Below are 25,212 nucleotides of genomic sequence, written 5' to 3'. Positions count from 1 at the left end.
GATCAGTCGCCTTCCCACAGCTCCCGCAATCGCTGGTAGCCCGCCCGGCTCACGGGCAGGCGGGTGCCGTCGCGGAGGATGGCGTCGCGATGCTCCTTGGAGTCTTGTTCGACGCGGACAAGGCGGTCGAGGTTCAGGATGTAACTGCGGTGAATGCGGATGAAACGACTCGAATCGAGTTGGGTTTCCAGGCTGGCGAGGGTCTGCTGCTTGAGCAGGTTCCTGCCTTCGGTCCTCAGCAGCACGTAGTCGTCCTGGGCCTGCACCCAGTCCAGATGATCCAGGTGGACCACCGTCACCTTGGGGCCATCCTTCACCACGACGCGCTCCAGGGGCTTCCCCTGGCGGGCCGCGGCCGCAAGTTCCGAGGCGGCGGGCGCGGGAACGGCGGGGTGGGCCGCCTGCTGGGCCCGGGCCTTGGCCAGTGCGGTGTCGAAGCGTTCCTTCGAGAACGGTTTCAGAAGATAGTCCACGGCGTGGGCCTCGAAGGCCCGCAGGGCATGCTGGTCGTAGGCGGTGACGAAGACCACGGCGGGACGCTTCCCTTCGGCTTCGAGCAGTTCCAGCACCTCGAAGCCATCGAGCTTGGGCATCTGGATGTCCAGGAAGATGAGATCGGGCTGGTGCAGGGCCACGGCCTTCAGGGCCTCGAAGCCGTTGGCGCACTCGGCCGCGACTTCCACGTCCGGATGGGCGGCCAGGTGTTCGCGCACCACGGCGCGGGCCAGATCCTCGTCGTCGATGATGAGGGCTTTCATGGTTCCGTCTCCAGGGGGAAGACCAGGGTCACGCGATGGATGCCATTCTGCACGCCCGCTTCGAAGCGGGCCCGGTTGCCGAAGCGCCCGAGCAGGCGCTGGCGGACCTGGCGCAGCCCGAGCCCCAGTCCCTGGGGTGTCGGCACGTCCAGGTCCGCCGGGTTCTCCACCCGCAAGGTCACATGGCCTTCCGCCGCCTCGGCGGCCACGACCAGGGTGCCTCCCTCGGGCAGCGCCGCGATGCCGTGCTTGATGGCGTTCTCCACCAGCGGTTGCAGCAGCAGCGTGGGCAGGAGGGCGGGATCGGCGGCCGGATCGATGCGCCAGTCCAGGGTCAGCCGGGCGCCGAAGCGGATCTGCTCGATGGCCAGGTAGGCCCGGGCCAGGTCCAGTTCCTCCCGCAGGGGCACCAGGCGGCGCTCCCCCAGGCCCAGGCTGCGGCGGAGGAAGTCGGACAGCAGCACGCACATCTCCCGCGCCCGGGCCGGATCCACGGCCGTGAGCGCGGAGAGCGAGTTCAGGCTGTTGAACAGGAAGTGGGGGTTGAGCTGGGCGCGCAGGGCCTTCAGCTCTGATTCCTGGGCCAGCAGCTGCAGCTCGGCTCCCCGGCGTTCGGCCTCCACGGCCCGGTCCTGGGCCAGCATGAGGTAGCTGAGGGCCACAGAGGCCAGGTAGAGCAGGATGCCCAGGCCCGTGAGCACCGGCAGGGCGATGTCCACCCGACGGGGGAGGGCGCCCAGGCCGGGGATCCAGGCCAGGGCCCGGGCCAGCAGCCAGGCCAGCCCCGCCCAGATGCCGCCCATGAGCACGGCCGCCAGGCCCCAGGCCGCGCCATGGGAGCCCAGGGTCTCCACCCTCCGGCCCAGGGGCAGGGCCCGGCAGAGGAACCAGGCGGACAGGAACAGGAAGGCCGCCAGTAGACAGAGGGGCGGGGCGAGGGTGCCGGCCTCGGCCCAGCTCCAGCCCTGGCTCCGGGCGATACCCGCCAGCAGCAGGGCGATGGGGACCCACCCCAGGAGGTAGGCCCCCAGTCGCGCGCGGCTGGCCAGCAGGGGATGCATCAGGATTTCACTTCCGTGCCGCCGAAGAGGATGAGGCCCGTGACCACCAGGCGGGGCCGGCTCTCCAGAGAGGCCGGGCCGTGGTGGGTGCTGTCGTTGAGGGCCCCGGCGATGGCGGTGGCGCGATTGGAGATCTCCCAGCCTTCCGGCACGCGGATCTCGCCGCCACCGAAGAGCACGAACACATCGATGCGGGCCTGCCCGTTTTCGAGGACCGCCTGGCGGAGATCCACTTCGTAGCCGCCGAAGATGGCCGTCAGCTCGCCGCCCTTGAAGGACTGGGTGGAGATCCGCCGCTTGAAGCCGCCGAAGATGGCCGTGCCCTGGAGGAAGTCCTCGGAGCGGGCCAACTCCGGGGGGACGCCCCGGTTCTGCTTGAGGGCCTTGACCACGATGAGGATGCCCACGGCCACCACCAGCATGGGCCCCAGGGCGTCGGCCAGATGGCCATGACCGAACGTGAAGAGCAGCAGGAAGGCCCCGCCCAGGACCAGGAACCAGCCGCCCATGCTGCTGCCGCCGCGGTCCTGGCGGATTTTGGCCACGCCCATGGCTACGAGGACCAGGGGCCAGAGCTTGAAGATGGTGTGGGCCTGGATGAGCCCGAGGTTGTCCAGGGTGAGCACGAGGCCCGCCACGATGATGGCCACGCCCACCACCAGCTTGGGGCTGAAGGGGCTCGGAGCCTTGGCGTCGTCGGGGGCGTTCATGGCTTCACCTGGGTGGATTCGGTTTCAGGATCACAGGAAACGCTGGGTGTTGGCGATGGGGGGACGGCCTTGGGAGTCCGGACCCGCTTGGGCTGGGGGAAGATGGCCCGCAGGGCGACGACCGTGCCGCCCCACACCAGGAAGACCGGCCACCAGCGCTCCAGCAGGCCCCAGGGGCCGAACTGGGAGATGAAGCCCGCGACGGCGAAACCAAGCCAGATGTGGCCCCGCAGGCTGAGGGGGCCGTCCTGGGCCAGGCGGGCGAGTCCGAAGGCGGCCAGAGCCAGCGGCCACCAGGCCAGCAGGTGCCAGGCGTCGTACCAGCGGAGGCTGTCCAGCAGGAGGATGAGACCGATGGCGATGACCACCAGTCCGAGGACCAGCTTCACCGAAAAGACGGGGGGGCGTTCCTGGGCGTTCATGAGCGATGTTCCTTTCTTTCCGAACCGAAGGGGATGACGAACGCGAGGGAGGGCAGCCACAGCGCCAGCCACCACCAGGGGCTGTCGAGGAACCATCCCGCATGGATCATGTCCGTCTCCTTCCGCATGACCAAGCTACGGGCGTCCCGACAGGAATCCGGGCGGGGATCGGTGAACGGAGGACAGGGACCGGCGAGTGGTCAGTCCCAGGCGATGCTCCCGCCCCGGCTGCGCTCCCGCCAGGCGTGATCGAGGGCCGGACAGAGCTCCGGCGGGCACTCGAAGTGCAGGATGGCCCACTCGCCTTCAAAGGTATGCTCCGCCAGGGCCGTTCCCGGGAAGGTCCCCAGGAGCGCGAAGGGCAGATGGGCTTGGGCGGCAGGCACGCGGATCAGCCCCCGGCGGAGGATCCGCACTTCTTCCCAGGACCCCAGGGTCCCGGCCTCGGCCAGGGCGCCCTGGACGCCTTCGGTGTAGGCGCGCACCAGGCCGCCAGTGCCGAGTTTGGTGCCCCCGTACCAACGGATGCAGACCGCGATGAGATCCGTGGCCTGGGCGCCCTCGAGGACCGCCAGCATGGGCCGCCCGGCGGTTCCAGAGGGTTCGCCGTCATCGTCCGACCCCTGGGCGGTGACGGGGACGCCCTCCCGCCAGGCGCTGCAGCGGTGCGTGGCGTCGAAGTCGCGCTTGCGGAGCGCAGCCAGCACGGCCGACCGCTCCGCCGCGTCCCGGGCAGGGTGTAGCTCCGTGAGGAAGACGGAGGCCTTCTCGCGGAACCGGTGGGTCACAACCTCTTTCAACCGACGCATGGATCCAGCATGGAGGCGGCTGTGACGGGAATCAACAAACGCGGTTCAATGACGACCATTCAGTCGTTTTTTACTTATAGTTGAGGTGGATCTTTTCGAGGAGACGGCATGGCTACCGTCACGCGGCCCTTCACGCCCACGGCCCTGCAGCCCAGGACGCCCGTGCCCTCGGACCTGGACATCGCCCAGGCGGCCGCCCTCAAACCCATCGCCCTCGTGGGCGCGGAGCTGGGTCTCCAGGAAGGCGAGCTGGAGTTCTATGGCCCCACCAAGGCCAAGGTGCGGCTGGAGGTGCTGGAGCGCCTGCGGTCGCGTCCCAATGGCAGGTACATCGATGTCACCGCCATCACCCCCACGCCGCTGGGGGAGGGGAAGACCACCACCACCGTGGGGCTCAGCCAGGCCCTCGGCGCCCATCTGGGCCAGCGCGTCATCACCTGCATCCGGCAGCCCAGCCAGGGGCCGACCTTCGGCATCAAGGGTGGCGCGGCGGGCGGCGGCTACAGCCAGGTGATCCCCATGGAGGACTTCAACCTCCATCTCACCGGGGACATCCACGCGATCACCGCCGCCCACAACCTCTGCGCGGCCGCCATCGACGCCCGCATCCTGCATGAGGCTGGAGCCACGGACGAGCAGCTGTTCGAGCGGATTTTCCCGAAGGGGAGAGGCGGCAGGAAGTTTCCGCGCTCGCTGCAGCTGCGCTGCGCGAAGCTGGGCATCACCCAGGGCGACCCGGACAGGTTCACCACGGAGGAACGCCGCCGGATCTGCCGCCTGGACCTCGATCCCGCCGCCGTGACCTGGCGTCGGGTGCTGGATACCAGTGACCGGTTCCTGCGCGGAGTCACCGTGGGCCGGGGCGACGAGGAGCAGGGCTTCGCCCGGGAGACGGGCTTCGACATCGCCGTGGCCAGCGAGATCATGGCCGTGCTGGCCCTCACTACGGGCCTCGAGGACATGAGGCGACGCCTGGGCGCCATGGTGGTGGGGCTCAACCGGCAGGGCGAAGCCGTCACCGCCGAGGATCTGGGCGTGGCGGGCGCCATGACCGTGCTCATGAAGGACGCGCTCAAACCGAACCTCATGCAGACGCTGGAGGGTACGCCGGTCTTCGTGCATGCGGGACCCTTCGCCAACATCGCCCATGGGAACAGCTCCATCCTGGCGGACCAGATCGCCCTCAAGCTGGCCGACTACGTGATCACCGAATCGGGCTTCGGTGCCGACATGGGCATGGAGAAGTTCTTCGACATCAAGTGCCGCGTCTCGGGCCTGGTGCCTGATGCGGTGGTGCTGGTGGCCACGGTCCGCGCCCTCAAGATGCACGGTGGCGGCCCCAAGGTGGTGGCCGGGAAGCCGCTGGACCCGGTCTACGTGGAGGAGAACCTGGACCTCCTGCGCCGGGGCCTGCCCAACCTGCTGCACCACATCCGCATCACCCGGAAGTTCGGCGTGCCGGTGGTGGTGGCTGTGAACGGCTTCGCCACGGACAGTCCCGCCGAGCTGGACCTGGTCCGCCGGGCCTCGCTGGAGAGCGGCGCCGAGGACGCCGTGGTCTGCCACAACTGGGCCCAGGGCGGGGAAGGGGCCCTGGATCTGGCCCGGGCCGTCATGCGCGTCTGCGATCGCCCCTCGGACTTCCGGTTCCTCTACGGCGTGGACGAACCCATCAAGCAGAAGATCGAGACCATCGCCCGGGAGATCTACGGCGCTGACGGGGTGGACTATGCGCCCGGGGCCGAAGCGAAGATCGAGGCCTACACGCGCCTGGATTACGACCGCCTGCCCATCTGCATGGCCAAGACGCACCTGAGCCTCAGCCACGACCCGGCCCTCAAGGGCGTGCCCACGGGCTTCCGCATCCCCGTGCGGGACATCCGCATCAGCGCCGGGGCGGGCTTCCTCTATCCCCTGCTTGGCAAGATGGCCACCATGCCCGGTCTGCCGACCAGGCCGGGCTTCTACGATGTGGATATCGATCCGGAGACGGGGAGGGTGGTCGGGCTGTTCTGACCTGCGAAAAACGGCCCGCTTTGGCGGGCCGTTTTCGTCGGGTGGGACTTCGTCCCTGGAAAACCTTCTGCTACATCGCGTCGATGATCGCGTTCAACGTGGCACTGGGGCGCATGGCGGCACCGGTCTTGGCCTTGTCGGGGTGGTAGTAGCCGCCCATGTCCACGGGCCTGCCCTGGGCCCCGATCAGTTCCTCGTTGATCTTCGCCTCGTTGGCGCCGAGCTGCTGCGCGACCTTGGCAAACCGGGCCTGGAGCTCGGCGTCCTTGGTCTGCGCGGCCAGTGCCTGGGCCCAGTAGAGGGCCAGGTAGAAGTGGCTGCCGCGGTTGTCGATCTGGCCCACCTTGCGGGCGGGGGACTTGTCGTTGTCCAGGAACTTGGCGATGGCCTGGTCCAGGGTCTCCGCCAGCACCCCGGCCTTGGCGTTCTTGAAGGCGTTGGCCACGTGCTCGAGGGAGGCGCAGAAGGCGCTGAACTCGCCCAGGGAGTCCCAGCGCAGGTAGCCCTCCTTCTGGAACTGCTGGACATGCTTGGGGGCGGAACCGCCGGCGCCGGTCTCGAAGAGGCCGCCACCGCCCAGCAGGGGCACGATGGAGAGCATCTTGGCGCTGGTGCCCAGCTCGATGATGGGGAACAGGTCCGTGAGGTAGTCGCGGAGCACGTTGCCGGTGACGGAGATGGTGTCCTTGCCTGCGCGGATGCGCTCCACGGAGACCTTCATGGCCTCCACGGGGGCCAGGATGCGGATATCCAGGCCCTTGGTGTCGTGGTCCTTCAGGTACCGCTCGACCTTGGCGATGACCTGCGCGTCGTGGGCCCGCTCCTTGTCCAGCCAGAAGATGGCGGGGGCGCCGGTCAGGCGGGCGCGGGTGACGGCCAGCTTGACCCAGTCCTGGATGGGGGCGTCCTTGGCCTGGCAGGCCCGGAAGATGTCACCTTCCTCCACAGTCTGGGTGAGGAGGGTGGCGCCGGACTCGTCCACGATGCGGATGGTCCCGGGGGCAGGGGCGAAGAAGGTCTTGTCGTGGGAACCGTACTCCTCGGCCTTCTGCGCCATGAGGCCCACGTTGGGTACGCTGCCGATGGTGGCGGGATCGAAGGCACCGTGCTTCTGGCAGTCCTCGATGATGGTCTGGTACATCGTGGCGTAGCAGCGGTCGGGGATCATGGCGAGGGTGTCGTGGAGCTTGCCGTCCGCTCCCCACATCTTGCCGGAATCACGCACCACCACGGGCATGGAGGCGTCGACGATGACATCGTTGGGCACGTGCAGGTTGGTGATCCCCTTGTCGGAGTCCACCATGGCCAGCGCGGGGTGGGTGGCGTAGACCGCCTGGATGTCCGCCTCGATGGCCGCGCGCTGGGCCTCGGGCAGGGCCTGGATCTTGGCGTAGACATCGCCAAGCCCGTTGGCCGTGTTCACGCCCAGTTCCTTCAGGGTCGAAGCGTGCTTCTCGAAGACGGCGTGGTAGAAGACCGACACGGCGTGGCCGAACATGACGGGATCGGAGATCTTCATCATGGTGGCCTTCAGGTGCAGGGAGAGCAGGAGCCCTTCCTCCCGGGCTTTGTCGATCTGCTCCGCATAGAAGGCGCGGAGGGACCGGACGTTCATCGTCGAGGCGTCCAGCACCTCGCCTTCCTTCAGGGGCAGCTTCTCCTTCAGAACCTTCACGGCGCCATCGGCGCCCACGAACTCGATGCGGGCCGTCGTGGCCTTCGCGAGGGTGGTGGAGGTCTCGCTGCCGTAGAAGTCGCCACCGCGCATGTAGGCCACGCGGGATTTCGACTCGGGGCTCCAGGCGCCCATCTTGTGGGGGTGCTTCTTCGCGAAGTTCTTCACGGAGAGGGGGGCCCGGCGGTCGGAGTTGCCTTCGCGGAGCACGGGATTGACGGCGCTGCCCAGCACCTTGGCGTAGCGGGCCTGGATGGCCTTCTCCACTTCCTCCGTGGGCTGCTCGGGGTAGTCGGGGACGGCGAAGCCCTGGGACTGCAGCTCCTTGATGGCTGCGATCAGCTGGGGGATGGAGGCGCTGATGTTGGGGAGCTTGATGATGTTGGCTTCGGGCTTCAGGGCCAGGGCGCCCAGCTGGGCCAGGTTGTCGGGAACGCGCTGGGCCGGCGTCAGGTTCTCGGGGAAGGTCGCCAGGATACGGCCCGCCAGGGAGATGTCGGAGGTCTCGACGGCGATGCCGGTGCCCTTGGTGAAGGCCTGGATGATGGGCAGCAGGGAGTAGGTCGCCAGCGCGGGCGCCTCGTCGATCTCCGTCCAGATGATCTTCTGCGTGGTCATAGGCTCTCCTTTGGGCTTTTACGGCACCGCCGGGGCCTGGATGACTCACCACCCCCGCTGGTCCGGCTCAGGGTATTCATGGCAGGCTCCCACGGGGAAAGTCGCGCTTCAAGCGGCTTTCCCTGTGGGGACGGGGAATTGGGACTTCCGTCACGCCAAACGATTTATCCGAGCACCGGCATGGCGGCCCCGGAGGCGGCCTTCACCTCGCCGCGGGCCAGGGTGAAGTCCATGCGCCCCAGGTTCACGCCACCGAACCCGACCTGGAAGACGAGGGTCTCCCCCTGGGCCTGCTTGACCTTCACAGGCGCCTCCAGGAAGGTGTGGCTGTGCCCACCGATGATGGCGTCGATGCCCGCCACCTGGCCGGGCAGGCGCAGATCATCATGGCCGGCGTCCTTCACGTCGTAGCCCAGGTGGGAGAGGACCACCACCAGGTCCACCTTCTCGACCTCACGGAGGCGCTTCACCACGGGCTTGAGGCTTTGGTAGGGATCCTTCCAGGCGATGCCCTCGTGGTTCTTGGGGGCCACCAGCCCGGCGAAGGCCACGCCCACCCCCGTGATGCCCACCCTCACGCCAGGGAAGTCCCGGATGAGGAAGGGGCGGATCCGCCTGGCCAGTTCCGGTGCGCCTTTGCAGTCGAAGTTGCAGTTCAGGAAGGCGAAGGGCGGGTTCTTGTGCTGCAGCTGCTCCATGGAGGCCATGGCCTCGACCAGCATCCCCACGCCGTTGTCGAAATCGTGGTTCCCAAGGGTGGTGGCGTCGTAGCCGATCATCCGCATGAGCTGGTAGTCGAGCCGGCCCTTGTAGCGGTTGAAGTAGGGCGTGCCCTGGAAGGTGTCGCCCGCGTCCAGCAGCAGCACGGAACCCAGCTGGCTCCGGAGCTGCTTCACCAGCGTGGCCCGCCGGGCCATGCCGCCCTTGCCGCTGATGGCGCCGTTGCCGGGGCCGAAGGGCTCGATGCGGGAGTGGGTGTCGTTGGTGTGCAGCAGGGTGATGCGGCCCGCGGCCGGGCCTTCCGCGGCCTTCAGGGGCACCCGGGAGGCCACGGCGGCGGCGCCGAGGGAGGCGAGGAAGTGGCGGCGGTCCATGGGCATTCCTAGAGCTTGAACGTCTTGTCGCGGATGGCTTCCAGGATCGGCACGGGCACCGTGTAGCGGCCTGGCGCCGGGGCCAGCAGCTCCTTGCCCGCCTTGCCCATGGCCGCGCACTCGTCCAACAGCATCTGCCGGAGGGTGACGCCCGTGGTGAAAGGCTTGCGACCCTTCTTCAGCGTGGGGATGGAGTCGCCGCCAAGGTAGAGGTAGTCGGTGGTGGCGACCTTCACCATGGCGGCGGGATCGATGGGGCTGCCATCTTCCCAGGTGACAGTGAGCGTGGCCTGCTGGGGCGTACCCTCGACCTTCACCTTCACGCCGGAACAAGGCTCGCCGCCGCGGCGGAGGAGGCCCTCCTTCACCACCTGGATGACCTCGGCGCCGGTGAGTTCGATGACGACCAGCTCGTTCTCGAAGGGCATCAGCTCGAAGATATCGCCCACCTTGAGCTGGCCGGGGCGCAGGTTGGCCCGCAGGCCGCCGGCGTTGGTGATGGCGAAGCGCACCGGGGCACCCACCAGGGGCTGGGCCGCCTGCCGCATGACATCCGAAACCCAGTAGCCCAGGAGGTTCTCCTCCCCCCGCCGCCCGCGGAACACGCCCTGGGGCGCCTGCACCAGGGGCAGGCCGAAGCTGGCCTTGATCTCCTCCGCCAGAGGGGCGATGACCTTCTGGACCTCCGGATCGTCGGGGAGCATTTCAGTGACGGGGATGACCTCCGCCTTCACGCTGGGCGGCTGCGCCGCCAAGTGGATAGGCAGGAGGGCCAGGGACAGGAATACGCTAGTTGATCGCAGCTTCACGGGGGAGGTCCTTCACGGCGGCGCGGGCGTCCCGCACCTCGGCATCATGGGCCCAGAACAGGGCGGTGGCGCGCAAGAGCCAGCCCATGAGCCAGCCGTTGAGCACGGTGACGGCCAGCTGCAGGCCGAGGAACAGCCCCACGCGGAAGGCGGTGCCGCCCCCCATGCGCCAGGCCAGGACCAGCACCAGGAAGGGCAGGACCCCCCGCAGAGCGGCGCCGCCCAGGGAGAGGAGGCCCCACTGGACGGGGTGCGTCCACAGCCGCAGGAAGCAGTCGGCCAGATGGTGCCGGTAGCCGCGGAGCGGCCCGGCGGCGCGGCCCAGGCGGCAGAACCACCACTGGAGGTTCAGGGCGGCCACGGCGGCCATCCAGAACAGGGGACGTCCGAAGAGAGCCATCCAGCCGAGCCCGTCGATGCCCAGCTGGCCCAGCCAGGCCAGCGCCACATCCCCGAGCCAGGCCAGGAGGCCCACGGGGAGGAAGCCGATGAGAACCGTGTCCAGGGCGCCCAGCAGCCAGGACCCGAGGCGGGCTTGCAGGCCCGCCCGCTCTGCCTGCATCCGCCAGCCGCACCAGAGCACGATCACGAGGCCCAGGCCGAAGAGATGCACGGTCGGCGAGTTCGCCAATCGGTGCTGGAGGCCGCCGTTCTCCCATAGTTCCCAGATGTCGCGGGCGCTGATGCGCTCGCCCCAGTGGCTGGGCAGGGCGCTCCAGCCCGCGGCCCGGCGCAGGTGGCCGGCCCAGCCCAGGACGGGGCCCAGCAGCACCAGCATCCAGCCGGCCATGAGGCCCCAGCCCCAGCGGGTGAAGCCGCCGGGCAGGCCGGGACGGAGGAACCGCCAGGGGTTCCTGGGCGCAAGAGCGTCCTCGGTATGGATGGTGGTGGGGCGATCCTCGGTCATGGCCGTCCGCAAGCAATCCTTCATCAAACCACACTTGACAGGGCCCGCGCCGATGGGGTTTCATCGGTTCCATGCCGCTGTCCTTTCCGACCCTCCGCCAGGGCCTCCTTCTCGGGGCTTGGTGGTGGCGTACGGGCTTGGATGGCTCCTTGCGCGAGGCCTAGCGGCCGACGCCACCCCGGACCCTCCGAGCCCGACCCCATGGTCGGGCTTTTTTGTATGTGGACGACAACCATGGCTTCTGAACCCAGGCTCCTGCTCCGCCATCCCTTCCCCGCGGACCTCCTCACACCCCTGGCCGCCTACCTGGCCCTGCGCCCCGCTGGCGCCAGCCTGCTGCTGGAGTCCTGCGACCAGGGCGAGCGCGTGGGCCGCCACAGCTTCGTGCTGCTGGAGGGGCCCGCCGAGTGCCGCCTGGACCCGCCCGCGAAGGGCTGGGTGGAGGCCCTGCGGGCCCTGGCCGGTGGACCGTCGTCGGCCACGGTCACCGACCCCGCGACGGAGCTGCCGGCCCTGAAGGAAACCCTCCCCGTGGGCGTGGGCTGCGCGGGCTACCTGGGCTTCGAGGCGGTGGGGGCCCTGGAGCCCACGCTGCCCCAGCCGGCCAGGGACAGCCTGGGCCTGCCGGGCCTGTGGGTGCGCCGCTTCGACGTGGCCCTGGTCTTCGACCACCTGCACCAGGTGGCGGAACTCCAGACCGTGGACGGCGATGCAGAGGCCGGCTTCCGCCGCCTGCGGGACCTTCGGGCGCGGCTCCTGGCCGGTGTGCGCGATCCCGGACCAGGCGCCTCGGAACCCCGCGCCATCGCGCAAATGACCCGGGAAGCCTACGAAGGCGCCGTGCGAACAGCCCAGGAACTGATCCTGGATGGGGACATCTACCAGCTGGTGCCCAGCCAGCGCTTCCGCATCGAAGATCCGCCGCCGCCGCTGGAGGCCTATCGCCGCCTCCGCCGCCTGAATCCGAGCCCCTATGGCTTCCTGCTGGAGTGGGAGGGCTTCGCCCTGGTGGGTGCGTCGCCGGAAATGCTGGTGCGGGTGCAGGGTGATGAAGCGGAGACTCTGCCCATCGCCGGCACCGTACCGCGTGGGGCCAATGCGGAGGAGGACATCACCCGCTTCGAGGCCCTCAAGCGCGATCCCAAGGAGCTGGCCGAGCACCAGATGCTGGTGGACCTGGCCCGCAACGACCTGGGCCGCGTGGCCGTTCCCGGCGGGGTCCGGGTGGAGAAGCCCCTGGCCCTCCAGCGCACCAGCCACGTGCTGCACCTCACCACCACCGTGAAGGCGAAACTCCGGGACGGCGTGGACGCCCTGGACGTGCTGGCGGCGACCTTCCCAGCCGGCACGGTCAGCGGTGCCCCCAAGCTCCGGGCCTGCCAGCGCATCGCCGAACTGGAAGGCGAGGTGCGCGGCCCTTATGGTGGCGTGCTGCTGCGACTGGGCACCGATGGCGCCCTCGACACGGCCCTCATCCTGCGCACGGCGGTCTATGCGGGCGGCGCGGCCCACATCCAGGCCGGGGCCGGCGTGGTGCGGGCCTCGAAGCCCGAGTCCGAATACTTCGAAACCCTGCACAAGCTGGGCGCCATCGCCCAGGCCCTCGGTGTCCAGCTGCCCGGAGCCACCCGATGATCCTCCTGATCGACGCCCTGGATTCCTTCACCTACAACCTGGTGCAGGCCTTCGAGACACTGGGTGCGCCGGTCCGCGTGGTCCGGCACGACGCCATCACCCTCGACGAGGCCAAGGCCCTGCGGCCCGAAGCCGTGGTGTTGTCGCCGGGGCCCGGCCACCCCACGGAAAGCCCAGCGCACATGGCGCTCGCCGGCTCCGACTGGGACATCCCGCTGCTGGGCGTGTGCCTGGGGCACCAGGCCCTGGCCGCGGCTACTGGTGGCCGGGTCATCCGGGCCCTCGAACCCCTGCATGGCGAGGCCACGGCCCTGGAGCACGACGGGACGGGACTCTTCCAGGGCCTGTCCATGGGACTTCCTGTCGGCCGCTACCACAGCCTCATCGCGGATGCGGCTTCGCTGCCCGCCTGCTGGCGCGTCACCGGCCGCAGCCCCGGTGGCGAAATCATGGCCATGGCCCACCGCGACTTGCCCCGCTGGGGTGTGCAGTTCCACCCGGAAAGCATCCTCACGCCGGACGGCCCGGCCATGCTCGCGAACTTCCTGCGTCTCTCCACGTCGCCTGGGCGACATAAGGGGCCCTAAGGGGAAACCCAGAACTACGCTGGTTTTCCCCTAACGCTCCCTAAGGACTTGACCCGATGACCCTGCTGACCACCCACAACCCCATCCGCCCGCTGCCGGAGGCCACCGCCTCGGAGCTCATGCACATCTTCATCGACCAGGACACGGACGCGCTGCTGGTAGGGGCCTGTCTGGCCCTGCTGGCCCAGCGGGTGCCCGAGGCCCACGAGCTGGCGGCCTTCGCGGACTCCCTCTTTGAGGTGGCCGTACCCTTCCCGCAAGCGCCCCACGGCGCCATCGATGTGGTGGGCACGGGCGGTGATGGGGCATCCACCGCCAACCTCAGCACCCTCACGGCGCTGTTCCTCCCGACCCTCGGGGTGCCCGTGGTGAAGCATGGGAACCGCGCCGCCACGGGTGTCTGCGGCAGCGCCGACCTGATGGAGGCCCTGGGCTACGACCTCTCCAGGGCAGTCTCGGACCTGGAGGCGGACCTCTTGGAGCGCCGGTTCGCCTTCCTGTTCGCGCCGGCCTACCACCCGCTGCTGGGCCGTCTCCGGGAGATCCGCCGCCGGTTGGGGATCCCCACGATCTTCAACCTGCTGGGGCCGCTGCTGAATCCCGGGCATCCGCCCCTGCAGGTGCTGGGCGTGGCGCGCGAGGAGCTGCTGGCTCCCATGGCCGGAGCCCTGGCCCGGCGCACCCGCCTGGAGCGGGCCTTCGTCATCCACGGCAAGGACGCGGAAGGGAAGGGGCTCGACGAAGCTTCCATCGAAGGTCCCACGACGGTGGTGGCGGTGAGGGAGGGTCGGGTCCTGGCGCCCCAGGTGATCGTCCCCCGGGAGCTGGGCATCACCCAGCCCGACCGCCACGCGCTGCGGGTGGCGGACCGGGGCGAGGCCCTGGCCGTCGCCCGCGGCATCTTCGGTGGGGCCGGCCACGCGGAGTTCCGCCCGGCCGTGGCGGATGCCGTAGCCTTGCAGGCCGGGCTTGGGCTGGTCCTGCATCAGGGCGGTTCTCTGGACGGCTTGGCCCAGATCTTCCGCGACCTGCGGGCCGCCCTCGAACACGGCTTCACCCTGCCGTTTCCCATGACGGGAGTGCAACCGTGAGTCGCCTGCCTGATCCCGCCTCCCTGGTCCGGGGCACCGGGCTGCCCAAGAGTTCGCATCTCCAGCGGGTACTGGTATCCGAACTGGCCCGCCTGGCCCAGGCAACGCCAACGGCGCCACCGGTCCGCGGGCCCCTGGAGGGCCCTGGTCCCTTCGAGCTGGCCCTGAGGCGGGAAGCCGCGGCCAGGGGTGGAGCCGTGATCGCCGAATACAAGCAGGCTTCGCCCTCGCTCGGTCCCTTCGCGGCCGGCACGCCCCTCCAGGCCCAGCTCCAGGCCTACCGCGACGGTGGCGCGGCAGCCTTCTCCATCCTGGCGGAACCAGCCTACTTCCGCGGAGCGGCGGCCCATCTGACCGCCGCGGCGGAGTTTGGTCTGCCGCGCCTCTACAAGGGCTTCGTCATTTCCGAGGCCCAGCTTGCGGAGGCCGAAAGCTGCGGTGCCGAGGCGGTGCTGCTCATCGTCCGAGTGCTGAAAGGCCATACGGCCGCCTTCGCCGAGGCTGCGCGTCAGCGCGGTCTGGAGGCGCTCGTGGAGCTGCACGACCTCACGGAGGTTCCCCACGCCCAGGAAGCCCGGGCCCGCATGGTGGGCATCAACGCCCGGGACCTCTCCACGTTCACCCTGGGCGAACCCACCGCCGCGCCCCTGCGCAAGGCCTTCCCGGATGCGGTGCTGGTCCGGGAATCCGGCCTCGCCACGCCCGAGGATGCCCAGACCTCCCTGCGGGCGGGCTTCGAGGCCGTGCTCATCGGCGAAGCCCTCATGCGGAGCCCGGATCCCAAGGGCTTTCTGGAGCGCGTCTTCGCGGACCTGCGCCAGGAGGCGCGATGAACCTGCTGGCCAAAGTCTGCGGGCTTACCACCGCCGAAGACGCAGCTTTCGCCGCAGGGCAGGGCGCGGATCTGCTGGGTTTCGTGTTCCATCCGCCCAGCCCTCGGCACTGCGCGGATCTGTCGGTGGCGGAGGCCTTCCTGGACCGGGCCGTGCTGGTGATGGTGGATGAACGTGCCGAGGCCCTCCTCGAAAAGGCGCGCCGCCATGGGTTCCGGCGCATCCAGCCCTACCTCCCCGCAGTGGAACGCGAGCGAGGAATATCGTTGCTGCGGGAGGCAGGCCTCTTCGTCCTGCTGCCCTGGGCGGATGAACCGGGCCAGGCCGTGGTGCCCGCGGACCTCTATCTATGGGAATCCAGCCCCACCCAGACCGGGGTGGCTGGAGGATCGGGGCAGAGCCATCCCATGACCTTTCCACCCCCCGGCCCCTTCCTGCTCGCGGGTGGCCTGGATGGCACCAACCTGGCGGACCGGGCCACCGCGCTTCCCCTCGACATTCGCCCGCACCTGCGGGGCTTCGACGCGGCGAGTCGGCTGGAAGGCTCGCCCGGCGTCAAAGATCCATCGAAGGTGGCCGCGTTCGTAGCGGCCGTGAGACATGAAGCCTCGGCCGGAAAGGGCACCCATGACTGATTCGTTCACGCTCCCCACGCGCTTCGGTTCGCAGCAGCTTGGCGGCTGCTACGCCCCGGAAACCCTCATGCAGCCGCTGCTGGATCTGGAGGCCGCCTTCCGCGCCGCCTGGGCGGATCCGGCCTTCCTCGCCGAGCTGAAGGCCGAGCTGCGCCACTTCGTGGGCCGGCCCACGCCTCTCACGCCTGCCCCACGCCTAGCTGCGACGCTGGGCCTGAAGGCCCTCCTCCTCAAGCGGGAGGACCTCACCCACACCGGCGCCCACAAGATCAACAACGCCCTGGCCCAGGCCCTGCTGGCCCGGCGCATGGGCAAGACCGAGATCATCGCGGAGACCGGCGCGGGCCAGCACGGCGTGGCCACCGCAGCGGCTTGCGCGCGCCTGGGCCTGACCTGCACCGTGTTCATGGGCGTCACGGACATGGCCCGCCAGGCGCCGAATGTGGCCCGCATGCGGCTCTTCGGCACCAAGGTCGAGCCGGTGGCCGCGGGGCAGGGCACCCTCAAGGAAGCCGTGAACGAGGCCCTGCGGGCCTGGGCGGGCCGCTGCGATCGGGCCCACTACATCCTGGGCTCCGCGCTTGGACCCCATCCCTTCCCGACCCTGGTGCGAACCTTCCAGACCGTCATCGGCGAGGAGGCCCGCGCCCAGGCGCTGGAACAGTCGGGTTCGTTGCCAGATGCCGTCCTTGCCTGCGCCGGCGGCGGCAGCAACGGGCTGGGCCTGCTGATGCCCTTCCTGGGCGATGACCTGCGCCGCGTGGCCGTGGAGGCCGGCGGCCATGGCCGCGGGCTTGGCGAGCACGCGGCCCGGCTCGATGGCGGACGCATGGGCGTGCTGCACGGCTGCAAGACCCTGCTGCTCCAGGACGAGCATGGCCACACGGCCGAGACCGCCAGCATCAGCGCGGGACTGGACTACCCGGCCCTGGGGCCTGAGCTGGCGGCGCTTGCGCTCGACGGCAACGTGGAGGTGCGCCGCGCGTCCGATGACGAGGCGCTTGCCGGCGCCCGCCTGCTCTGCGAGGCCGAAGGCATCCTCCCCGCGCTGGAGAGCAGCCATGCCCTGGCCCTGCTGCCCGCGCTGGCCGCCGAAGGCGCCGCCACCATCCTGCTGGGGCTCAGCGGCCGCGGCGACAAGGATCTGTCCACCTACCAATCACGCCTGGGGATCTGACATGAACCCGCTCCTTCCCTTTCTCATGGCCGGCGATCCCTCACTGGACCTGCTCCCGCACCTGCTTTCCGAGGCCAAGGCCCTTGGCCTCGAGGCCCTGGAACTCGGCCTGCCGCACTCGGATCCCATCGCGGACGGCCCTGTGCTCCAGGCGGCCGCGCACCGCGCGATTGCAACCGGCGCCACGCCGGTCCGGGTGCTGGAAGCCCTGGCGGGGATCACGGACAGCCCGGACCTGATCCTCTTCACCTACCTGAATCCCCTGCTCCAGATCGGGGCGGAGCGGCTGAAGACGCTGCTGAGGACCACGCCCGTGAAGGCGCTGCTGGTGGTGGACCTGCCCTTCGGGGAGGAGCCCGCGTTCGAGGCGGAGCTGCGGGCGGCGGGCTATCCCATGGTGCCGCTCCTGGCGCCCACCACCACCCTGGAGCGGGCCCGGCAGGTCCTGGGCGAGCGCCCGGATCCGGGGGCTCCGGCGCCCTTTGCCCAGCGCTTCGCCTATGTGGTGGCACGGCTGGGCGTCACGGGCACAGGGCAGGGGACGGACCTGGCGCCGGTGCGGGAGCGCGTGGCGGACCTGGGAACGCTCACGACGCGCCCACTCGCCGTGGGTTTCGGATTGTCCGATGCGGCCAGCCTCGCCGCCGTGCGGGCCATGGGGGCCACTCCGGTCATCGGATCCGCTCTGGTGCGGGAGCTGGCCGGGGGGAGGAGCCTGTCGGCCTGCCTCGCTCCACTCCTCTGATGGTGACCTATAGGTCGCGATCTTTCCTTAGGGTAGGCTCTCGGGAGTGATTGCAGGTCTGCATCGATTTGGTATTGTGATCCATCTTCCACCTTCGGAATCGGCTGGCAACAGCCACCCACCCCGGGACTTCCGGGATTAGGAGCCATGCGCCCATGACCCACCGTTCACGTCTCACCCTCACGGCCTTGACCCTCATCGCCGCCGGCGCCTTCGCTCCCCAGGCCCAGGCCTCCGGCTTCCAGCTTCGCGAGCAGAGCCCCAGCTCCCAGGGCAATGCCTTCGCCGGTGTCAGCGCGGGTGGCAGCGACATCAGCGCCCTCTTCTTCAACCCCGCCGTGATGACCCAGTACGATGGCTGGCAGTTCTCCTTCGGCGGCACCTACGTCGGCCTGGACGTGAAGCTCTCGGACATGACGGCCAACCGCACGCCGGCCCTGACTGCCCTCGGCTTCAACGTGGCGCCCAACACCACGACGAGCCTGATCCCCATTTCCGGCGCCTCCAGCCATCCGAACTCCGGAATCTCCGCCGTCCTGCCTGAATTCAACATCATGTACAGCGTGAACAAGGACCTGAAACTGGGACTCTCCCTGAATGTCCCCTTCGGCCTCACCACCGAGTACGACGCCAACTGGATCGGCCGCTATCACGCGCTGAAGTCCGACCTGAAGACCATCGACATCACGCCCAGCCTGGCCTACCGGGTGGCTGACCAGTTCTCCTTCGGCGTGGCCTTCATCGCCCGCAAGGCCGATGCCGAGCTGACCAACGGCGTGGACTACGGCACGGCCCTGGCCCTGAAGGTGGGCAGCGGGCTGGCTGCGGCCGGCATGTCCCCCGTGGCGCCCAGTCCGACCCAGAACAGCCCCGTGGCCACCGTCGCCATGGGCGCCCCCAGCGCGACCTTCGGCACCCCTGGCTACGCCATCCCCGGCGCCTGGGACGGCAAGGCCGGCCTGAAGGGCGACGGCTGGGGCTACGGCTGGAAGGCGGGTTTCACCTGGCAGCCGACCAAGGAGTTCCGGCTGGGCGGTGCCTATTCCGCCGCCATGACCATGACACTCAAGGGTGATGCCTCCTTCGAGTACCCCGCCGCCATGCCCGCCACGGATCTGGCGGCGCTGCAGGGCGCCGGCCTCCGGAATGGCAAGGGTCAGGCTGATCTCGCCCTCCCGGCCACCGCTTCGCTGGGCTTCGACTGGCAGCTGAGCCCCGCCTTCTCCCTCCAGGGCGAAGTGGCGCAGAGCACCTGGTCCCGCTTCAAGGAGCTCCGCGTGAAGTTCGACACGGGGCTGGCTGATTCCGTCACGAACGAGAGCTGGAAGAACACCTGGTTCTACTCCGTGGGCGGCACCTGGAAGGTGAACCAGGAGTGGACGGTCCGTGGCGGCCTCGCCTATGACCAGAGCGCCGTGGATGAGGCCCACCGCACGCCCCGCATCCCCGACAACGACCGCAAGTGGGTCTCCCTGGGCGTGAGCTACAACCTGTCCAAGAAGACGGCGATCGATGTCGGCTACACCCACCTGTTCATCAGCGACAGCAAGATCAACCTGACATCTGCGGGCGACAACCTCACCCGCGGCAGCCTCAGCGCCACGATGAAGGCCACCATCGACATCCTGGGCGTCTCGCTGCGCTACAGCTTCTAGTTCCAGCCTCTGCAACGAGAAGGGGCCCGGCATGCCGGGCCCCTTCTCGTTATAGGGTGCTCCGCGGCGGGCTACACCCGTTCCACAGCCATGGCAATGGCGTTCCCACCCCCGAGGCACAGCGCGGCGATGCCGCGCTGCTTGCCCTGGCGCTCCAGGGCATGGAGCAGGGTGGCCATGACGCGGGCGCCGGAGGCCCCGATGGGATGGCCCAGGGCCACGGCGCCGCCGTGAACGTTGATGCGGTCGGCCGGCAGCTTCAGCTCATTCATCGTGGCCACCAGCTGCACGGCGAAGGCCTCGTTGATCTCCCAGAGGTCCACGTCGCCCACCGTCCAGCCCACCTGGGCCAGCACCTTGCGGATGGCCTCCACGGGCGCCATGAGCACCCACTCGGGGTCGAGACCGGCAGTGGCCGTGCCGAGGATGCGGGCCTGGACGGCCAGGCCGTGGGCCTTGGCATAGCTCTCGGTCGTCACCAGGGCCGCGGCGGCGCCGTCGTTCACGCTGGGGGCGTTCCCGGCGGTGACAGTGCCGTCCTTCTTGAAGGCGGGGCGGAGCTTCGCGAGGGACTCGGGCGTGGAATCGGGGCGGGGCCCCTCGTCCTCCGTGATCATCACATCGCCCTTCCGCCCAGGCACGGCGATGGGCACGATCTCGGCATGGAAGGCGCCGGACTGCATGGCGGCTACAGCCTTCCGGTGGCTCTCGGCGGCCCAGGCGTCCTGGGCTTCGCGGCTCACGCCATATTTGTCGGCCACCAGCTCGCCCGTGTGGCCCATGTGCTGGTCCGTCATGGCGCACCAGAGGCCGTCGAGGATCATGGCGTCCTTGGCCTCGGTGTGACCCATGCGGGCTCCGGCCCGGAGCTTGGGCATGAGGTAGGGGGCATTGGACATGGACTCCATGCCGCCGGCCAGCACCACGTCATGATCGCCCAGGCGCACGGCGTTGGCGGCCAGCTGGATGGCCTTGAGGCCGCTGCCGCAGACCTTGTTGATGGTCAGGGCCGAGACGCTGGAGGGCAGACCGCCCCGCAGGGCCGCCTGGCGGGCCGGCGCCTGGCCCACACCCGCACTCACGACATTGCCGAAGATCGCCTCGGTCGGAGCCGCCCCCGGCACGGCGGCCAGCAGGGCCCTCACCACCTGGGCCGCCAGGTCCGGCGCCGCCAGGGGCGCCAGACCCCCCTGGAACTTGCCGATGGGGCTCCGGAGGGCTTTCAGGATGACGGCGTGGGACATGGGAACTCCAATGGGGGGCTATCAGCTGTCAGCTATCGGCCATCAGCTGAAGGCTAGCTCGAGGCCTTCGGCCGGCGGATGGGGGGGATCGCCTGGGTGGTGGGCTCGTCGAGCGAGCTGAAGTCCAGCCCCTCCAGGTTCAGGGTGGGGGGAGCGGCCAGGTAGATGTCCGGAGCCTCCTCCTGGACGTGGCGGCGGGTGCGCTCCATGAGGGATTCCAGGTCCCGGACGAACCGGGTTCGCTCCATCTTCAAGTTGCGGATCTGCACCTCCAGCTCGACCACATGCTGCTGGGCATCGCGGATGACCTCGTCGGCCTTGAACTGGGCCTCGCGGAGGATGAGCTCCTTCTCCCGGTTGGCACCATCCAGCACATCCTCTCGGGTGCGCTGGGCCTGGAGGAGGGTCTCGCGGAAGATGCGGTCCTGGTCCTGGTACTGGCGGAGGCGCTCCCGGCTGTCGAGGATCTCCTCCTTCAGCTTCTGGTTCTCGGCCAGGAGCTCCTCCCATTCGGCAGCCACCTCGTGGAGGAAGGTCCGCACCTCCGATTCCTCGATGCCGCGGAAGGCCTTTTCGAACTCCCGGCGCTGGATGTCGAGAGGGGTGTATTTCATGCCTCCTCCTGTGTCATGAACCCACGGCTTGGGCGAGCACTTTCTGGACCCCCCACAGCAGCAGGAGGGCGATGAAGATGTCCAGGCTGATTCCACCGATGGGCGGAACCAGGGCGCGGATGGGGTGCAGCACCGGGTCGGTAATGGCGTGCAGCAGCCGGATCCAGCGGTTCCTGGGGTCGACCGGGAACCAGGAGAGCAGGGCCGTCGCGATCAGCAGCCAGCTGAGCAGGGTCAGGGCGTGGTAGGCGATGGCGAAGAGAAGGGGCATGGGCAGGATCCCGGGAACCCGTTCATCATAGCGGGTAGAGAGGGTTCCCCATGCGCATCGGTATCTCCTGCTACAGCACCTTCGGCGGCTCGGGCGTCGTGGCCACGGAGGTGGGCAAGGCCCTGGCCGCCCGGGGCCACGAGGTGCACATCCTCAGCCCCAGCGTGCCGCCACGCCTGGTGGGCTTCGAGGACCGCATCAACTTCCACGAAGTCCGGGCCACCACCTATCCGCTCTTCGAGGATGCCCCCTATTCCATCGCCCTGGGCTCCAAGATGGCGGACGTGGCCGAGCACCACGGCCTGGAGATCATCCACGCGCACTACGCCATCCCCCACGCCATGGCCGCCCTGCTGGCCCGCATGGCCATTCCGGGCCTGAAGGTCGTGACCACCCTGCACGGCACGGACATCACCGTGGTGGGCAGCGACCCCAGCTACCTCCCCATGGTGAAGATGGCCATCCGGGAAAGCGATGGCGTGACTGCCGTTTCAGAGTACCTGCGGGATGAGACCTACCGCACCTTCGGGGTGGATCGCGACATCGACGTCATCGGGAACTTCGTCGAGCCCCCGGGCCAGGAGAGCCCGGACTGCCGGGCCTGGCTGGCGCCCAGGGCCACCTCGGTGCTGACCCACATCTCCAACTTCAGGCCCGTGAAGCGCGTGATGGACGTGTTGAAGGTCTTCGAACTCGTCCGCAGGGAAGTCCCGGTGCGCCTGGTGATGGTGGGCGATGGACCAGACCGGGTGGAGGCCGAGGCCTACTGCCGGGACCGGGGCTTCGCCTCCGAGGTGCGGTTCACGGGCAAGCAGCTGGACATTGGCACGGTCCTGGCCTGCTCGGACCTCTTCCTGCTACCCAGCGCCACGGAGAGCTTCGGCCTGGCGGCCCTGGAGGCCATGGGGCACCGGGTGCCCGTCATCGCCAGCCGGGTGGGGGGCCTGCCGGAGGTGGTGCGCCACGGAGTGGACGGCTACCTGGAGGCCATGGGTGATGTGGAGGCCATGGCGGCTGACGCGGTGAAGCTCCTGCGCGATGACGACCTGCGCCGGACCATGGGCAACGCGGCCCGAGAGCGGGCCCTGGGTACCTTCGCGGAAGGGCCCATCGTGGACCGGTACGAAGCGCTCTACCGGCGGGTGCTGGGCCAGGGCTGACGGTCCCGTTAGTCAACCGGGGCGCGGGAGCTATCGATAGGGAACGGACAGCAGGAGTGGGCATGGCATGGGTCAGGATCATCGTGGCGGGGCTGCTGGGGGTCCTCTGCCTGGCCTCCGAGGGCTGGCGCCGTCCCTTCGCGGTCATGGGCCCGGCCCAGGGCCTGCCCTCCGGGGCCATCACCACCCTGACCCAGGATGCGGAGGGGTTCCTCTGGCTGGGGACGGAAAGCGGCCTGTTGCGTTATGAGGGTGGCCACTGCCGTCGCTGGACCCGGGAAGACGGGCTGCCCTCGGGGTTCATCCACCGGCTGCTCCCCGCCCGGGAAGGCGGTGTGTGGGCAGCCACCCTGAGGGGTCTGGTGCGGATCCGGGAGGGGCGCATCGAGCCGGCCCGCTTCGGCAGCCTGCCGGGCCCACTGCCCGCCGAGACCATCGCCCTGGACCGCCGTGGCCGGCTATGGGCCATGACCTCTGAAGGGCTGTTCGTCCAGGAGGAGGGCGTGCAGTTCCGGCTCCGGGCACCCAGGCCGGCTGGTCTGGTCGCCATCCTCGCGGCCGGGGCCAGGGGGGCCATGCATCTGGGCACGAAGGCGGGCCTCATCACGTTCCTTCCTGATGGATCCCGGGAGGACTGGGGCCCGGGCCAGGGCCTGCCGGCCGATGGGGTCTCCATGGTCGTGGAGGATGGGGCCGGGCGGGTCTGGGCAGGCTTCGGGCGGAGCCTGGTCCTGAAGGCGCCGGGAGCCCCCCGGTTCTCGGACCAGTCCCGCAGGCTGGACGCAAGCCTGTCCCCCAACAGCGTCCCCTTCACGGACGCCGACGGTTCCATCTGGCTGCCCACCCAGGCGGGGGCGCTGCACCTCTCGGGGGACCAGACCGAGCGCATGGACGCGGCCGGAGGGCTGCCGTTCCGCTGGGTCCGCACGGTGTTCAGGGACCGGGAGGGCACGCTCTGGGTCCTGGGGACCGCCCTGGCACGGCTCCAGGGCGGCGGCCGGGTCTGGAATCATGCCCTGGCCGCAGGCATCTCCGGGGAGGTGGTCTGGTCCATCACCCGCCAGCCGGGCGGCGAGCTCCTGGCCGCCACGGATGACGGGGCCCGGCGGGTGACCGCCACCGCCGCCTCGCGGATTCCCGGCACGGAGGGCCACCGCATCAAGAGCCTGACCCTCGACCGGACCGGCACCCTGTGGATGGTCAGCACCATCGGACCCACCTTCTGGCTCCGCCCCGGGCACCAGGCCGCTGAAGTGGCGCCTCTGGGAGACCTCGGATTCGCCGTGAACAGCGTGATGGTGGACTCCAGGGGGCAGGTCTGGCTGAGCCATGTCCGGTCCGGAATCCTCCGCTGGGATCCAGCCGGGCAGCGCCTCATCCAGGAGGTGAAACCCGCGGGTGCAGGCGCTCTCGGGGTCTTCCGCATCCGGGAGGATGCCGGGGGCCGCCTCTGGGCCGCCACCACCGCGGGGCTGTACCTGAAAGCTGCCAAGGGCCCCTGGCGGCTGTTCACGGAAAAGGACGGCCTCCTGCCCTTCGGCCTCTACGGCATGGCCTTCCTGCCGGATGGCAGCGCCTGGGTGCATTACCAGGAGCCCCAGGGGCTCTCCCGGGTCCGCGTGGACGGGGACCGGCTCACCGTGCTGGAGCAGCGCGTCAAGGGCCAGGGCCTTCACTCGGACCAGATCTACGCCGTGGAGGTGGACGAGCGGGGGCAGACCTGGGCCACTACGGACCAGGGCCTGGACCGCCTGGATCCGCCGCTCCACATCGGCCAGGAGGATGGGATGGTGAGCGAGGACTGCGCCATCCAGGCCCTGCTGGCTGAATCCGGGCGCATCTGGGTGGGGACGGCCGCGGGCCTGGTGCGTTACGAGACGGATGGGGCCTGGCCCCAGCCCGTGCAGGCACCGGCGCACATCCTGGAGCTCTCCTATGGGACCCGGCGGCTGGAACCCCCCTTTGGGAACCTCGCGCCGATCGCCCACCGGGAAGCCACCCTCTCCTTCCGGGTCGCCGCGCCCACCTACCTGGACGAACGCCAGACGCGGTTCCAGGTGCGGCTGCTGGGCCTCGAGGACGCCTGGCGGGAGGTTGACGCACCCCTGGTGCGCTACCCCGCGCTGCCGGGCGGGCACTACCGGTTCGAAGCCCGTGCCGCGGGCAAGGATGGCGCCTTCGGTCCCGCGACCGGACTGGATTTCCGCGTCCTCCCGCCCTGGTGGCGGACCTGGTGGGCCCTGGGCCTTGGCGGCCTGGCCTTCCTGGGGCTCGGCCTCGTGATCCTGCGGCTCCGCGTGGCGGCCCTGGCGCGCAGCAAAGCCGAGCTGGAGGCCCTGGTGGCCAAGCGGACCGAGGAGCTCCAATCCCGGAACGCCGCGCTGTCCACGGCCCTCGGCCAAGTGAAGCAGCTCTCCGGTCTGTTGCCGATCTGTGCCAGCTGCAAGAAGATCCGCGACGACTCGGGCTACTGGAACCAGCTGGAGCACTACATCACCGCCCATTCGGACGCGGACTTCACCCACGGCATCTGCCCGGATTGCGCGGACGCCCTGTACCCCGAGCGGAAGCGGGCCACCAGGCGGGAAGGGGAGGGGGGCCAGGGCCAGACCGGGCCCTCCCAGGGGGAATGACCGGGGGAGCTCTCCCGTTGGGACGCCAGATATGACCGTTCAGCCGGTTCTGC

At 69.5% G+C, this 25,212-nt stretch carries 23 protein-coding genes; 11 read left to right on the top strand and 12 right to left on the bottom strand.

Annotation, left to right across the window (positions count from 1 at the left end):
- Nucleotides 1–2 precede the first annotated feature (2 nt).
- From QSJ30_RS05385 to QSJ30_RS05365, 5 genes are all read right to left on the bottom strand, one after another.
- Nucleotides 3–758, bottom strand: a complete 756-nt coding sequence (locus tag QSJ30_RS05385) for a LytR/AlgR family response regulator transcription factor (protein ID WP_285607194.1) — start codon at nucleotides 756–758, stop codon at nucleotides 3–5.
- A complete protein-coding gene (locus QSJ30_RS05380; RefSeq protein ID WP_285607192.1) occupies nucleotides 755–1,819 on the bottom strand; it encodes a sensor histidine kinase in 1,065 nt (354 codons plus the stop codon). Before QSJ30_RS05380 ends, QSJ30_RS05385 begins: the two co-directional genes overlap by 4 nt.
- Entirely contained in the window at nucleotides 1,819–2,529 is a 711-nt protein-coding gene (locus tag QSJ30_RS05375; protein WP_285607189.1) for a LiaF transmembrane domain-containing protein, read from the bottom strand. The genes QSJ30_RS05380 and QSJ30_RS05375 overlap by 1 nt, the downstream gene beginning before the upstream one ends.
- Nucleotides 2,526–2,951, bottom strand: a complete 426-nt coding sequence (locus tag QSJ30_RS05370) for a LiaF transmembrane domain-containing protein (RefSeq protein ID WP_285607187.1) — start codon at nucleotides 2,949–2,951, stop codon at nucleotides 2,526–2,528. The genes QSJ30_RS05375 and QSJ30_RS05370 overlap by 4 nt, the downstream gene beginning before the upstream one ends.
- Before the next feature lie 200 nt (nucleotides 2,952–3,151).
- Entirely contained in the window at nucleotides 3,152–3,760 is a 609-nt protein-coding gene (locus QSJ30_RS05365; protein ID WP_285607185.1) for a YigZ family protein, read from the bottom strand.
- Nucleotides 3,761–3,868: 108 nt separating this feature from the next.
- Between QSJ30_RS05365 and QSJ30_RS05360 the strand changes: the two genes are divergently transcribed.
- A complete protein-coding gene (locus QSJ30_RS05360) occupies nucleotides 3,869–5,776 on the top strand; it encodes a formate--tetrahydrofolate ligase (protein WP_285607183.1) in 1,908 nt (635 codons plus the stop codon).
- Nucleotides 5,777–5,846: 70 nt separating this feature from the next.
- Here the strand turns inward: QSJ30_RS05360 and QSJ30_RS05355 are convergent, their stop codons facing one another.
- The 4 genes from QSJ30_RS05355 to QSJ30_RS05340 all read right to left on the bottom strand — a co-directional run bounded on the left by QSJ30_RS05355 (nucleotide 5,847) and on the right by QSJ30_RS05340 (nucleotide 10,879).
- Nucleotides 5,847–8,069: an NADP-dependent isocitrate dehydrogenase gene (locus QSJ30_RS05355; protein WP_285607181.1), complete on the bottom strand. Its 2,223-nt coding sequence runs from the start codon at nucleotides 8,067–8,069 to the stop codon at nucleotides 5,847–5,849.
- Between the two features lie 164 nt (nucleotides 8,070–8,233).
- Complete coding sequence (locus QSJ30_RS05350; RefSeq protein ID WP_285607179.1) at nucleotides 8,234–9,163, bottom strand: bifunctional metallophosphatase/5'-nucleotidase; 930 nt, start codon at nucleotides 9,161–9,163, stop codon at nucleotides 8,234–8,236.
- Between the two features lie 8 nt (nucleotides 9,164–9,171).
- On the bottom strand, nucleotides 9,172–9,972 hold the full coding sequence (locus tag QSJ30_RS05345) for a 5'-nucleotidase C-terminal domain-containing protein (RefSeq protein WP_285607177.1): 801 nt from the start codon (nucleotides 9,970–9,972) through the stop codon (nucleotides 9,172–9,174).
- On the bottom strand, nucleotides 9,953–10,879 hold the full coding sequence (locus QSJ30_RS05340) for a hypothetical protein (protein ID WP_285607176.1): 927 nt from the start codon (nucleotides 10,877–10,879) through the stop codon (nucleotides 9,953–9,955). The genes QSJ30_RS05345 and QSJ30_RS05340 overlap by 20 nt, the downstream gene beginning before the upstream one ends.
- 234 nt (nucleotides 10,880–11,113) lie before the next feature.
- Here QSJ30_RS05340 and QSJ30_RS05335 point away from each other — a divergent pair, with 234 nt between their 5' ends.
- The 8 genes from QSJ30_RS05335 to QSJ30_RS05300 all read left to right on the top strand — a co-directional run bounded on the left by QSJ30_RS05335 (nucleotide 11,114) and on the right by QSJ30_RS05300 (nucleotide 19,237).
- Nucleotides 11,114–12,514, top strand: coding sequence for an anthranilate synthase component I family protein (locus QSJ30_RS05335; protein WP_285607174.1), 1,401 nt, complete (start codon nucleotides 11,114–11,116; stop codon nucleotides 12,512–12,514).
- Nucleotides 12,511–13,101 (top strand): anthranilate synthase component II, encoded by a 591-nt coding sequence (locus QSJ30_RS05330; protein WP_285607171.1) that lies wholly within the window; start codon nucleotides 12,511–12,513, stop codon nucleotides 13,099–13,101. The genes QSJ30_RS05335 and QSJ30_RS05330 overlap by 4 nt, the downstream gene beginning before the upstream one ends.
- Before the next feature lie 56 nt (nucleotides 13,102–13,157).
- Complete coding sequence (gene trpD, locus QSJ30_RS05325; protein ID WP_285607168.1) at nucleotides 13,158–14,192, top strand: anthranilate phosphoribosyltransferase; 1,035 nt, start codon at nucleotides 13,158–13,160, stop codon at nucleotides 14,190–14,192.
- Nucleotides 14,189–15,025 (top strand): indole-3-glycerol-phosphate synthase, encoded by an 837-nt coding sequence (locus tag QSJ30_RS05320; RefSeq protein ID WP_285607162.1) that lies wholly within the window; start codon nucleotides 14,189–14,191, stop codon nucleotides 15,023–15,025. The genes trpD and QSJ30_RS05320 overlap by 4 nt, the downstream gene beginning before the upstream one ends.
- Entirely contained in the window at nucleotides 15,022–15,660 is a 639-nt protein-coding gene (locus QSJ30_RS05315) for a phosphoribosylanthranilate isomerase (protein ID WP_285607160.1), read from the top strand. The genes QSJ30_RS05320 and QSJ30_RS05315 overlap by 4 nt, the downstream gene beginning before the upstream one ends.
- The gene (gene trpB, locus QSJ30_RS05310) at nucleotides 15,653–16,837 is read left to right on the top strand and encodes a tryptophan synthase subunit beta (RefSeq protein ID WP_285607158.1); all 1,185 of its coding nucleotides are present in this window, start codon (nucleotides 15,653–15,655) and stop codon (nucleotides 16,835–16,837) included. The genes QSJ30_RS05315 and trpB overlap by 8 nt, the downstream gene beginning before the upstream one ends.
- Nucleotide 16,838: 1 nt before the next feature.
- The gene (trpA, locus tag QSJ30_RS05305; protein WP_285607156.1) at nucleotides 16,839–17,582 is read left to right on the top strand and encodes a tryptophan synthase subunit alpha; all 744 of its coding nucleotides are present in this window, start codon (nucleotides 16,839–16,841) and stop codon (nucleotides 17,580–17,582) included.
- Nucleotides 17,583–17,737: 155 nt separating this feature from the next.
- Nucleotides 17,738–19,237, top strand: coding sequence for an OmpP1/FadL family transporter (locus QSJ30_RS05300; RefSeq protein ID WP_285607154.1), 1,500 nt, complete (start codon nucleotides 17,738–17,740; stop codon nucleotides 19,235–19,237).
- Between the two features lie 71 nt (nucleotides 19,238–19,308).
- Here QSJ30_RS05300 and QSJ30_RS05295 read toward each other — a convergent pair whose 3' ends face one another.
- From QSJ30_RS05295 to QSJ30_RS05285, 3 genes are read right to left on the bottom strand one after another with little or no spacing between them, the layout of a single operon-like run.
- On the bottom strand, nucleotides 19,309–20,481 hold the full coding sequence (locus QSJ30_RS05295) for a thiolase family protein (RefSeq protein ID WP_285607152.1): 1,173 nt from the start codon (nucleotides 20,479–20,481) through the stop codon (nucleotides 19,309–19,311).
- Nucleotides 20,482–20,534: 53 nt separating this feature from the next.
- Nucleotides 20,535–21,095 (bottom strand): DivIVA domain-containing protein, encoded by a 561-nt coding sequence (locus QSJ30_RS05290; protein WP_285607149.1) that lies wholly within the window; start codon nucleotides 21,093–21,095, stop codon nucleotides 20,535–20,537.
- Between the two features lie 13 nt (nucleotides 21,096–21,108).
- The gene (locus QSJ30_RS05285) at nucleotides 21,109–21,366 is read right to left on the bottom strand and encodes a YggT family protein (protein ID WP_243301201.1); all 258 of its coding nucleotides are present in this window, start codon (nucleotides 21,364–21,366) and stop codon (nucleotides 21,109–21,111) included.
- Nucleotides 21,367–21,416: 50 nt separating this feature from the next.
- On the opposite strand from QSJ30_RS05285, the gene bshA reads away from it, so the two are divergent.
- Nucleotides 21,417–22,526: an N-acetyl-alpha-D-glucosaminyl L-malate synthase BshA gene (gene bshA / locus QSJ30_RS05280; protein WP_285607141.1), complete on the top strand. Its 1,110-nt coding sequence runs from the start codon at nucleotides 21,417–21,419 to the stop codon at nucleotides 22,524–22,526.
- Nucleotides 22,527–22,588: 62 nt separating this feature from the next.
- Nucleotides 22,589–25,159: a ligand-binding sensor domain-containing protein gene (locus QSJ30_RS05275; protein WP_285607135.1), complete on the top strand. Its 2,571-nt coding sequence runs from the start codon at nucleotides 22,589–22,591 to the stop codon at nucleotides 25,157–25,159.
- Nucleotides 25,160–25,212: the final 53 nt, after the last annotated feature.

Source organism: Geothrix edaphica, assembly GCF_030268045.1.
Classification (GTDB): Bacteria; Acidobacteriota; Holophagae; order Holophagales; family Holophagaceae; genus Geothrix; species Geothrix edaphica.
This window is presented reverse-complemented; position numbering and strand designations above follow the sequence as displayed.